Origin of the sequence: Paenibacillus sp. RC84, assembly GCF_041260495.1 — a bacterium.
GTDB lineage: Bacteria > Bacillota > Bacilli > Paenibacillales > NBRC-103111 > Paenibacillus_F.
Genome location: NZ_JBGBYL010000021.1, coordinates 1 through 10,205, shown reverse-complemented (window position 1 = coordinate 10,205; position 10,205 = coordinate 1). Strand labels below are relative to the sequence as shown.

General features: G+C 48.8%; 14 protein-coding genes. 12 read left to right on the top strand and 2 right to left on the bottom strand.

Annotated elements, in window-relative coordinates; genetic code table 11:
- Positions 1-179: 179 nt before the first annotated feature.
- The 4 genes from ABH899_RS28400 (at position 180) to ABH899_RS28385 (ending at position 2,667) form a co-directional block, all read left to right on the top strand.
- A complete protein-coding gene (locus ABH899_RS28400) occupies positions 180-590 on the top strand; it encodes a YopX family protein (protein ID WP_370002224.1) in 411 nt (136 codons plus the stop codon).
- A gap of 246 nt (positions 591-836) precedes the next feature.
- Positions 837-1,211, top strand: coding sequence for a hypothetical protein (locus tag ABH899_RS28395; RefSeq protein ID WP_370002222.1), 375 nt, complete (start codon positions 837-839; stop codon positions 1,209-1,211).
- Between the two features lie 453 nt (positions 1,212-1,664).
- Complete coding sequence (locus ABH899_RS28390; RefSeq protein WP_370002221.1) at positions 1,665-2,210, top strand: site-specific integrase; 546 nt, start codon at positions 1,665-1,667, stop codon at positions 2,208-2,210.
- A gap of 211 nt (positions 2,211-2,421) precedes the next feature.
- The gene (locus ABH899_RS28385; protein WP_370002219.1) at positions 2,422-2,667 is read left to right on the top strand and encodes a hypothetical protein; all 246 of its coding nucleotides are present in this window, start codon (positions 2,422-2,424) and stop codon (positions 2,665-2,667) included.
- A gap of 47 nt (positions 2,668-2,714) precedes the next feature.
- On the opposite strand, the gene ABH899_RS28380 is transcribed toward ABH899_RS28385, so the two are convergent.
- The gene (locus tag ABH899_RS28380; protein WP_370002217.1) at positions 2,715-2,975 is read right to left on the bottom strand and encodes a DNA-binding protein; all 261 of its coding nucleotides are present in this window, start codon (positions 2,973-2,975) and stop codon (positions 2,715-2,717) included.
- Positions 2,976-3,215: 240 nt separating this feature from the next.
- Complete coding sequence (locus ABH899_RS28375) at positions 3,216-3,347, bottom strand: hypothetical protein (RefSeq protein WP_370002214.1); 132 nt, start codon at positions 3,345-3,347, stop codon at positions 3,216-3,218.
- 99 nt (positions 3,348-3,446) lie between these two features.
- On the opposite strand from ABH899_RS28375, the gene ABH899_RS28370 reads away from it, so the two are divergent.
- The 8 genes from ABH899_RS28370 (at position 3,447) to ABH899_RS28335 (ending at position 10,131) form a co-directional block, all read left to right on the top strand.
- A complete protein-coding gene (locus ABH899_RS28370; protein ID WP_370002211.1) occupies positions 3,447-3,797 on the top strand; it encodes an HNH endonuclease in 351 nt (116 codons plus the stop codon).
- A gap of 31 nt (positions 3,798-3,828) precedes the next feature.
- A complete protein-coding gene (locus ABH899_RS28365) occupies positions 3,829-4,230 on the top strand; it encodes a hypothetical protein (RefSeq protein ID WP_370002209.1) in 402 nt (133 codons plus the stop codon).
- Between the two features lie 157 nt (positions 4,231-4,387).
- Positions 4,388-4,999: a terminase gene (locus tag ABH899_RS28360; RefSeq protein ID WP_370002207.1), complete on the top strand. Its 612-nt coding sequence runs from the start codon at positions 4,388-4,390 to the stop codon at positions 4,997-4,999.
- Positions 4,992-6,752, top strand: coding sequence for a terminase large subunit (locus ABH899_RS28355; RefSeq protein ID WP_370002204.1), 1,761 nt, complete (start codon positions 4,992-4,994; stop codon positions 6,750-6,752). Before ABH899_RS28360 ends, ABH899_RS28355 begins: the two co-directional genes overlap by 8 nt.
- A 15-nt stretch (positions 6,753-6,767) precedes the next feature.
- On the top strand, positions 6,768-8,057 hold the full coding sequence (locus ABH899_RS28350) for a phage portal protein (RefSeq protein WP_370002201.1): 1,290 nt from the start codon (positions 6,768-6,770) through the stop codon (positions 8,055-8,057).
- Positions 7,990-8,607, top strand: a complete 618-nt coding sequence (locus ABH899_RS28345; protein ID WP_370002198.1) for an HK97 family phage prohead protease — start codon at positions 7,990-7,992, stop codon at positions 8,605-8,607. Before ABH899_RS28350 ends, ABH899_RS28345 begins: the two co-directional genes overlap by 68 nt.
- 13 nt (positions 8,608-8,620) lie before the next feature.
- Positions 8,621-9,850, top strand: coding sequence for a phage major capsid protein (locus tag ABH899_RS28340; protein ID WP_370002196.1), 1,230 nt, complete (start codon positions 8,621-8,623; stop codon positions 9,848-9,850).
- A 53-nt stretch (positions 9,851-9,903) separates the two neighbouring features.
- The gene (locus ABH899_RS28335) at positions 9,904-10,131 is read left to right on the top strand and encodes a hypothetical protein (protein ID WP_370002194.1); all 228 of its coding nucleotides are present in this window, start codon (positions 9,904-9,906) and stop codon (positions 10,129-10,131) included.
- Positions 10,132-10,205 lie beyond the last annotated feature (74 nt).

The following is a 10,205-nucleotide window of genomic DNA, read 5'->3' as shown; positions in this document are numbered from 1 at the left end:
GAATCAATAAGAAATGGGCGAAGCGTTACGGATTCAGCGTGACGCCAAGGAAAGGGATTTTTGCGATGGGCAGCACCTTGATAATGCACCCGACCATCGCGCAGATAGTGCGGCAGCAGATGAACAACGTTTAAACATCAACTAGGGGAGGAAATCCCTCCCCATATAGGAGGAAGAGTATGAGCAGACCGATTAAGTTCCGGGGCAAGAGCATGGAAAGCGGCGAGTGGGTGTATGGGAGCCTAATAAGTGACCGCTACATTGTCGGTGATGTCATCGACTGGAATGAAGATTATTTTAATACGGAATGGTGGGCGGCGGTCGATCCCGAAACAGTAGGCCAATACACCGGCCTAAACGATCGAAAGGGAACGGGAAATTTTGACGGGGACATCATTTTAGAAGAAGACATCGAAAATTCTTATATTTTCCGGACAATCTGGAGTGATACTGACGCTAGTTTTTATTTCGAAGATACAGTGACGAACGAACGCTTCCAAGCATGTGACATTCGTTGGAATTATGTCGAAATAATCGGCAACATATACGAACACCCTCACTTACTGGAGCAAAAGGAGGAAGGTAAATGAAGATGGTCAGCCCCCAAGGTGATCTAATCGCAATTGTTCCAACGGGGAGGATTAAGAAAGGGCAAATATTAAGGGTCAAGGATTGTCTCTACATTATACGATCAGTAAACACAAAAATAAGGTTCTGCTATGCTGAACTGGTTCATCGAGATTAAGCAATAAAGCCCCCGGCCGTTGGGGAACGGGTGTCCGGGGGCCAAGCTCAAACTCTTAATTCCAATATAGCATATTAGGGGGTTAAGAGGAATGTCAGTTATGTACATGGAAACACTTTTTCCGGTCGTCACACAGGCTGATATTGTTCGCACTAAGGCTCTTTTGAAGCAGTATAGAGAGAAAAAGCAGAAGGTGATTTTTTTTGAAATGAATCCACCGGAGACAGAAAGCCAAGCTGCAAAACATGCTGCACTAATCAAATATACTCGTCTTATTGAAAGAGCAGTTGAACAGATTATTTATCCAGATGTGAGAAGTGTTATCGAATATCGGTTTATTAAGGGAAACTCTCGTGCAGCTACTATCTTACATTTTAGTGGCTGGGATTATAGCGATAAGACCATTGACCGCAAAATAATCGAGGGGACCGAATCCGTAGCAAATACGTTGTTATATTTGGAGTGAAAAAATGTCCATTTCATGTCTCAACGATGTCCACAAAGTGTCCGTAGGTGCAGGGTACAGTAGATTCAGAGCCAGTTATATAGGCTCGGGTGAAGTCTACCGTACCCTTATCATCGTAGACACTCGGCCATGCTGTGGGACTTGGTGCCTTAGACGTAGATCGTCAGGGGTGTGGTGTGAGGAAGGGTTAGATGCCCTTAGACAAAAATCGGGGATAAACGAGAGAATTTGAAATCTCAATTTTTGTCGTTTACCCCCATTTGGGAGTCGCTTATTGCGGCTCTTTTTTTATACCAAAAGGAAGGCGGCGACATAGGGTGTTGATTATTGAAGATACACCAACCCAAGCACCTGGTATCCAGCCCGCCCTATGTCGCGGCTGTATATGGGGCCATTGGGATGGAGTTAGGCAATTTTGTCCAAAGCAACAATGTCATCGGGAGGTGAGGGCAGATGAACTTCGTTCAGCCGATCCGGGACCCGGAAGTCATATCAAGGATTAAGAAGGACTTAATCCAGTTACCAAGCCCGAGAAATTATATTCTCTTTGTGGCTGGCATTAATACCGGCTTGCGGATATCCGATATTTTGCAACTGCGAATCCGGGATCTTAAAAAGAAAGAACTGTACATGACCGAAATCAAGACTGGCAAACAGAAAACGTTTGAGATGAACCCAACCGTAAGGAGAGAACTGCTGTCCTTGGTCGAAGCTCGTGACGAGGATGAATTTTTAATTGTAAGCAGACAGGGGATCAATAAGCCGATTACCCGCAATATGGCATATAAGATACTGCGGAGTCTAGGAGAGCGTTACAAGCTACAGGGTATCGGTACGCACTCTTTACGTAAAACCTATGGCTATTTTTTTTATAAGCAGACCGGGGATATTGCGATGCTGCAGAAAATATTCAACCACTCGGACCCGGCCTTTACCCTTCGGTACATCGGTATTGTGCAGGACACGATTAATGCAGCAACACGCTCATTTAGAGTCTAGTTATTCATATTTAATGCTAGTGTGAACTCATTTTACCGGTATGCCAAATAACCAGTAATAATAAGGGGAAAACAGCCCTCCCCCAGTTCAACACAATATAAGATATAGATAACTCGTGGGAATAAAAAACAAGTTCACGGTTCCCATACAGATTTATAAACGTGGTAAAATATACCTGTAAATATATTTTGTGATCTGAGGGGGATGGGCTTTGAAAAAGTTTTATATTATGTTTGTAATGTGTAATGGAGAGAAACATTTTTTAAATGTGCACGCTGCTGATATTAGCGATATTAGGTCAAGAATTATCAGAGTAAACCAAGCTTGGTTGAAAGAAGGGAACGAATTAATCAATCTGAGCAACGTCCAAAGAGTTTATATTGAAGAAATAAAAAATGAGCAACAATCTAGTAATGGCGACTATGAAAGTGATGAAGGCGAATATGTACAATACTAGAAAAATAGCACCTGCACATTAGTGCAAAGCGCTACTTTATCTGGTCTTCATTCATTATTTAAATCCGTTTCTGTATTCGCGGCTTTGCGATTATACCGGCTGGCATTCTTTTTACATTCCAGGACATCCGACTTTAAGAACCACCGATCTTTAGGATATTCTTTGATCGGGACAAGCTTGCCGCGATCTACGAAGGATTTTAAGTTCTGCCGGGTACTTCCTAGTATCTCCACCGCCTCCGTGCTGTTAACCACTTCGGAGGCGATGAAGGAAATGAGTTCTTCCCGTGATGTGATGTTGATTTTCATGTGCTTCACTCCCTGACGAACCATTTTATGAGCAGCAGGACAAACCATAGGGCAATGACAAAGACTGCGACCCAATTAAGCAATGTCATGTTCGAATAATCCATATCGAGCAGAAATACAATGCCCAGAATCAGGAACAACGAATCAGTAGCATTTTTTTTCATGATTATGTGGATGTGGTATAATTGTTTTTGAAGAGGGAGGGTGCGAACCTCCCACTTCTTAGATGTTTACTTGTGCTTAGCGTCTCCGTTTTTTCTGGGGGCGCTTTTTCTTTTTCTTAAGCAACTTTTTTACTTCGATGGCTGTCTTTAGGGCCGCTAGTGAGTAAAAGATGATTGCCGCAGTGTTCTTCCACTTTTCCACATCCACTTCGTTCACCTCCTTTCTATACTCTTATTATAGCATATTTATTTACACGTGTAAATAAATAATTGGATAAATATACTGATTAATTAAAGGGGTGTGCCTATGGCGCTAAAAAAGTTTTGCCGAAAGAGTGGATGCGCCAATTTGACGAAAGGCGGCTACTGTGAAGATCACCAAGAAGAGGTCGGCGCCTACGACAGAGATCGAGGCACCGCGGCCCAGCGAGGATATGACCACAAATGGAGGCTGGCGCGAACAGGGTTCCTTCGCAAGCATCCCCTTTGTATACATTGCCGCAATAACGGCCGCCTCAATGCCGCAACGGTGGTGGACCATATCATTCCGCACCGTGGGGACAAGGGCCTGTTCTGGGACCGTGCAAACTGGCAGCCATTATGCGCGTCATGCCATAGCATCAAGACCGTGAAAGAGGATGGCGGGTTCGGGAATTAGCTGGTAAGATCGAAGAAATGGAGGGGAGAATATGGAACAAGAGTTGATGGAGCAAATCTGGAAGTTTGAACAAGAGATCGGACATCGGCCAACCCGAATCAAACTGAACTATGACACCTACGATTCCATTGTTGGTGCGGCCCAATATGTAGGGGTGTTAGAGAAGGGCGATATAACTTTGGCAGGTATACCTGTAGAAGTTGTGAGGGGCCAAGAGGAAGCTTATCGGTTGTTTGGTAAGGATGGAATACTCGATGATATTGACAGCCTTGCTTACAATGCACAAGGTAAAGATGTGACAGAAGAGTCGGCGCTTGAAGCGCTCCATAATAAGCTGCGACAGTCCGGCTACTCTCCAGACCAATTCAATATCAAGTCTGCTGGCTATGACCCAACTACTGGAACGCCCGTATGGATTGCAGTTAAAAATTAAATATATTTTCAAAGTCACTCTAACGAGTGGCTTTTTTTATTGGCCAAGGGGGAGGGGGGGTAAAATTTCCAGCCGATGGCAATTTTCTAGACCGCGTCCCCCTTAAATCGCGCAAAAACTCGTTTTATAAAATTTTCAGCGACAGGAGGTGCCCTCGATGGGTCGGAACGCGAAACCAGCCGCTCTGCACATCGCAGAGGGCAACCCTAACCGATTGACAAAGGCCGAGCTTGCCGCCCGCCAATCTGGCGAAGTGAAGCTCGGCAAACACGAGCTCGACAAGCTGAAGAAGCCTGCCTTCATCACGAAGGACAAGGTGGCAAACAAGCTATGGAAAGATCTTATTGACGAATACAAGTCAGCTGCAGATCAAGGCGTTGAGCTGCTGACCAGCTCGGACGTCGGGCTGCTTGCCATGTACTGCAAGACTTTTGCGGAATACGACCGGCTCCTCGAACAATATCAGCGCCTCGATAAAATCACGATCGACGAGGACGTGCTTCACGAATTCATCGAGCGAGCGGAGGACGCGGAGGGAATGAATTTCAAGGCGCTGCATTACCTATCGCAGCTCGCAAGCTTGGAAGGTATTCTGAAGGTCGAAAATGCGATTAACAAAAAAGCCGATATGCTGCTCAAGATGCAGGATCGGCTTTTTTTGAATCCACTCGCGAAAGTGAAGAACGTGGTCAAGCCAAAGGAAAAAGAGAAGCCAGCCAGCAAGTTCGGGCGCTTCGGCACGGCGGCAGGCGGCGGACGCGATGGCTGATTACCCGCGCAACGCGCTTGCACAGGTCGACCGTACGACCCGGTACGCTCTTGACGTGGTCGCGGGGAAGTTACCTCGACGAGTTGGCAAGGCGGAGCGCCAGGCATGCGAGAGGCATCTGCGCGACCTCGACCGACAAGCCTCGGAGGATTTCCCGTATGTCTGGGATCCGGAAAGGGCGCAGGAGATCATCGACTTTGCGGAGTCATTGACGCTCGCGGAGGGAGACGACCCAAGGCCACTAGAGTTGTGGGGATTCCAGGACTTCATCTTCGGCAGCTGGAACGGCTGGGTGACCCTCGACGGCTACCGGCGTTTCCGCACGAGCTATGTACAGGTTGCCCGGCAGAATGGCAAGTCGCTCGGTAACGCTGTGCCGACGCTGTATTACAGCAATTTCGACGGCTATAACTATCCGCAAGTGTACTGCACCGCGACAAAAGAGCTGCAGGCTCGGATCGTCCTGAAAGAGTGCATCAAGTTCATCAATGCCGACGACGAGCTCGCCGGCAACCGGTACGAGACCGGGCTGTTCACCGTCAAGGATTACGCGAGCATGATAATATGCAACGTGACGCGAGGCGAGATCCGAGCACTCGGGCGGGATACCAAGTCAATTGACGGTTTCCGGCCCTACTTCGCGTCCGTCGACGAGTACCATCTGCATAAGGACAACCAGATGTACAAGTTGCTGTCGGACGGCACAAAGAAGCTGAAACAATGCCTTATCAGCGTCATCACGACAGCCGGTTTTAATCTTAACGGCCCGTGTTTCGAGCTGTACGAATACTGCAAAATGATCCTCGAAGGAACACACGACGACGAGACGCAATTCGTTTATATCTGCGAGCTGGACAAGGACGATGATCCCTGGGACGAAGCCAACTGGCCGAAGGCAAACCCGCTATGGACGCCGGAGACGGCGGAGAGCCTGCGGGCGGACGCTCGTAAAGCGAAGCAGATGCAGGGCGAAGAGCTGCGTAACTTCCTCACGAAAAGCCTGAATCAATGGGTCCAGTTCAGTGACACGCAGTACATGAACGCGGAGCACTGGAAGGCATGCGCCTCGGATACGACGATCGAGGACATGGCCGGCCGGGAATGTTACCTGGGCCTTGACCTTTCCTCTGGCGGCGACCTTACGAGTGGCAGCTTGGAATTTCCTCTGGATATCGACGGACAGCGGAAATATTACATCCACTCGCACAGCTGGATCCCTTCGTCGCGGGTTGCCGAGCATATTCATACGGACAATGCGCCGTACGACATGTGGATCCGCGATGGGCTACTGACTCCGACAGAGACGATGGGCGGCGTCAAAACGGACTACAAGTACATCCTGGCCTATTACCGGGATCTAATAAAAAGCCACAGGCTCAAGCTCAAAGGCATCGCGTATGACCCTCATAACGCGGATGCCTTTTTGTCTGATCTGGAGGAGTTTGGCGTCGATCTGGTGGAGATCATCCAATCTGCCCGCAGCCTGAACGACGCGACGGTGGACTTCCGGCTTGAGGTTGAGGCCGGCAACGTCATCTACGATCGTCGCAACAAGCTGCTGACCTGGTCGATGGTCAACGCCAAGACGACAAGCAACAGCTTCGGGGAGATCAAAATTGACAAGGATCCGCGGGCAAAAAACAAGCGGATTGACCCGGTAGATGCCGTCATTGACAGCCACAAGCTGACGTTGGCGCAGGCCAACAAAAAGACAAGATCAGTGTATGAAGAACGAGGCGTAAGGGTTTTGTAGGAAGGAGGTGAGAGGTTGAAAATTCCATTTTTGTCTTCGTTACTGGCGCGTCGTTCAGAGGGAAACAGCGATCTGAAAAATCCGAAGCGCTGGGTGTATGATGCATTCGGCGTACCCTTTGGGCGAGGTATCAAGGTAACAGAAGGGACCGCGATGCGATCTACAGCCGTCTTGGCTTGCGTGAGGATTCTGGCCGAGACGGTGGCTTCACTCCCGCTGCCAGTTTATCGCCGCATGAAGCCAAGGGGAAAGCAACGCGTGTCCCATCCTGTAGGAGACTTGCTGCAGCGCTCACCGAATCCTCGCATGACGGCCTTCACGTTTCGCGAGACGATGATGGCGCACATCTTACTGTGGGGCAATTGCTACGCGGAGATCGAGTACAACGAACGTGGTGCCATCACAGCGCTCTGGCCGATACCGCCGCACCGTGTTGAGCACATGGAAACGTCGTCCGGCGATCCGTTCTTCCGGGTGACGACCAAGGATGGCAAGCAACATAATGTTCCCACATATGCCATGTTCCACATTCCAGGCTTGGGATTTGACGGAACGAAAGGTATATCAGTTATCGCGTGGTCTCGGCAAGCTATTGAACTGGCCTTGGCGACTGAGCAATTTGGAGCCGAGTTCTTTGCCAACGGAACGAACGTCGGAGCCGTGGCAACGCATCCCGGCACGCTTTCGGACGAAGCTTTCAATCGGTTGAGCCAATCGCTAAAGGAAAAGTATGAAGGGTTGGGTAAAGCGCACCGTCTTATGCTCCTTGAGGAAGGCATGACTTTCAGCAAAAACACTATACCGCCGAATGACGCACAGTTTCTGGAAACGAGGAAATTCCAGACCCTTGAGATCGCGCGAATCTTTCGCGTACCGCCACATATGCTGGCGGATTTAGAGCGGGCGACGTTCTCGAACATCGAGCAGCAATCCATTGATTTCGTGACACACACGATTCGTCCGTGGCTGATCCGATGGGAGCAGGCGATTGCATGGAAGCTGTTCAGCAACTTCGAGGAGCGCAACTACATCGCTGAATTCTTGATCGAAGGTTTGTTGCGCGGCGAGACCAAAGCACGGTACGAGGCTTATGCCATCGCTCGCCAGAATGGCTGGTTGTCTGTAAACGAGATCCGGGAAAAGGAAAACATGAATCCGATCGAAGGCGGCGACGTCTACTTGCAACCGCTGAACATGACCGAGGTCGGAAAGGCCAATAAAGGAGGTGATAACGACAATGAAGGAGACGAAGGAGCAAAGGGAACTGATACTCCCGGAGAGCAAGCCGGAAATTCGGAAAGTTGATGGTGAACCGGCCAAAATCATCGGTTATGCCGTGCGATGGGACCAGTTATCACACCCAATTTTCGGTATGTTCCAGGAGAAATTTACACGCGGTGCGTTCACGGCCAGTTTGTTGAACCCCGATGTTTACGCGGCTTGGCAGCATGATTCCAGAGAGATTCTAGGGCGAACGCCGAATACCTTGCAGCTATTTGAGGATGATATCGGTCTTCGGTACGAAATTACGCCGCCGAAATGGGCGGAAAAACATGTTGAGACGATCGAGCGCGGCGACGTGCGAGGGTCGTCTTTTATTTTTCGCCCAGTTGTTGAGGAATGGGACGAATCTAACCCGGATATGGCGATCAGAACAATTTCCGAAGCTCAATTGTTTGAGGTTAGCCCTGTAACAACACCAGCTTACCCGCAGTCCAGTGTTGGAATACGGTCGGCGGAAGATGTGTTCAAAGAGCGGCAGCAGTCTAATTCGACTAATGAACTGGAAGAAAAGCGGGAGCTGGACAGGATCATGTTGGAACATGACATGCGATTAAGAAAACTAAACCTTTAAGGAGCTGGAATAATTGAAAAACCTTATTGAAATGAGAAAGAAGCTTGAAGCCAAGAAGAATGAAATGCGAGCGATGATTGAGGCAGCCCAGGGAGAAAAGCGCAGTTTTACGGATGAAGAGGAAACCAAATATTCGGCTATGGAAGATGAAATGCGTAGCCTCGAAAGCGAAATTAAGCTAGAAGAACGTGCGCAGCAAATGGCTATGGGTGGAGCAGGAACCAAACGCACGGTTGATGATCCGAAACATGAATCGGAATTCCGTGATCTTGCCGATTTTGTTCATTCTGTACGGTTTCTTCCGCACGACTCGCGTTTGAATGAGTACCGAGAAATGACAATGGGAACCAAAACTTCCGGGGGTATTTTTGTCCCTCCGCAATTTTCTGCACAGATGTTTGAAGTGTCCCCAGAAGAAGCTATTGTCCGTCCTCGGGCACTTGTGGTTCCAGCGGCTGAGGAGGCTCCCGATGCAGACATTACCTTTCCCGCACTAGATCAAGGGGCTGGATCAAATATGTATGGCGGTGTTGAAGTCCAGTGGATCGGTGAAGGTGATGAAAAGCCCGACACTGGGGTTAAATTGAAGGATCTTAATCTTGCTCCGAAAGAAGTTGCGGGTACTATCGTAGTTACAGACAAGCTCTTACGGAATGCGCCAGTAGTCAACACGTTGATTAATCGTTTATTCCGGAATGCTATTGCAGGATCGGAAGACGCTGCCTTTTTATATGGAAATGGTGCTGCAAAACCTACAGGTGCGATCAATTCGGCTGCCACCTTGACGGTGCCGCGTAAAACTGCAAACAAAATTTCGTATACAGATATCGTCAATATGCTGGCAAGGGCTAAAATGGGCGGTAGATTGATTTGGATTGCTTCTCAATCTATTATGCCGCAATTACTTACGATGACTGATGACTCAGGGCGGCTTATTTTCCAACCAAACGCAAATGATGCCATGCTTGGCACGCTGTTAGGATATCCCCTGCGCTTTTCTGAACGTGGTCCACTTCTGGGGGCTGCCGGTGACTTGGTTCTCGCTGATTGGCAGTATTACATTATTAAAGATGGGGCGGGGATTTTCATTCAAGCTTCCGAACATGTCCTGTTCAAGAGCAATAAAACTATGATTAAAGCCTTCTGGAATACAGATGGCAAGCCTTGGCTGACAGGACCGTTTAAACTGGAAAATGGTTATGAGGTATCGCCATTCGTTAAATTGGGCGTACCTCAACCTTAATAAGAGCCCCGGCTATCCGGGCTTTTTTTATTATCACAAAGGAGCTGAATAAGATGGTAGAAAAGATCAAGACCGAACATTACCATGTAATTTCCGCCTTTATTGACGAGACAGGCGAGACGATCCAACCCGGCGCTTTACATGAGGCGGACGAGGAACGGGCAAAACGCCTCCTTGCTGCAGAAGTAATCGGAAAAGTAGCGACAAAGGCGGATATCGACGCCGCGAAGAAGGCAGCCGAGGCGGAGCCGGGCGGTGGAAAAGATGCTGGCAACGCTTAAGACGGCAAAAAGGTATATGGGGATAGCGGAGGATGACATGTCCCAGGACTTGGTCATTCTCCCGGCTCTCATGG

What these genes read in the sequence shown, in the direction of transcription:
- ABH899_RS28400 (WP_370002224.1), top strand. Translation starts at nt 180, where the DNA reads ATGAGCAGACCGATTAAGTTCCGGGGCAAGAGCATGGAAAGCGGCGAG.
- ABH899_RS28395 (WP_370002222.1), top strand. Translation starts at nt 837, where the DNA reads ATGTCAGTTATGTACATGGAAACACTTTTTCCGGTCGTCACACAGGCT.
- ABH899_RS28390 (WP_370002221.1), top strand. Translation starts at nt 1,665, where the DNA reads ATGAACTTCGTTCAGCCGATCCGGGACCCGGAAGTCATATCAAGGATT.
- ABH899_RS28380 (WP_370002217.1), bottom strand. Translation starts at nt 2,975, where the DNA reads ATGAAAATCAACATCACATCACGGGAAGAACTCATTTCCTTCATCGCC.
- ABH899_RS28370 (WP_370002211.1), top strand. Translation starts at nt 3,447, where the DNA reads ATGGCGCTAAAAAAGTTTTGCCGAAAGAGTGGATGCGCCAATTTGACG.
- ABH899_RS28365 (WP_370002209.1), top strand. Translation starts at nt 3,829, where the DNA reads ATGGAACAAGAGTTGATGGAGCAAATCTGGAAGTTTGAACAAGAGATC.
- ABH899_RS28360 (WP_370002207.1), top strand. Translation starts at nt 4,388, where the DNA reads ATGGGTCGGAACGCGAAACCAGCCGCTCTGCACATCGCAGAGGGCAAC.
- ABH899_RS28355 (WP_370002204.1), top strand. Translation starts at nt 4,992, where the DNA reads ATGGCTGATTACCCGCGCAACGCGCTTGCACAGGTCGACCGTACGACC.
- ABH899_RS28345 (WP_370002198.1), top strand. Translation starts at nt 7,990, where the DNA reads ATGAAGGAGACGAAGGAGCAAAGGGAACTGATACTCCCGGAGAGCAAG.
- ABH899_RS28335 (WP_370002194.1), top strand. Translation starts at nt 9,904, where the DNA reads ATGGTAGAAAAGATCAAGACCGAACATTACCATGTAATTTCCGCCTTT.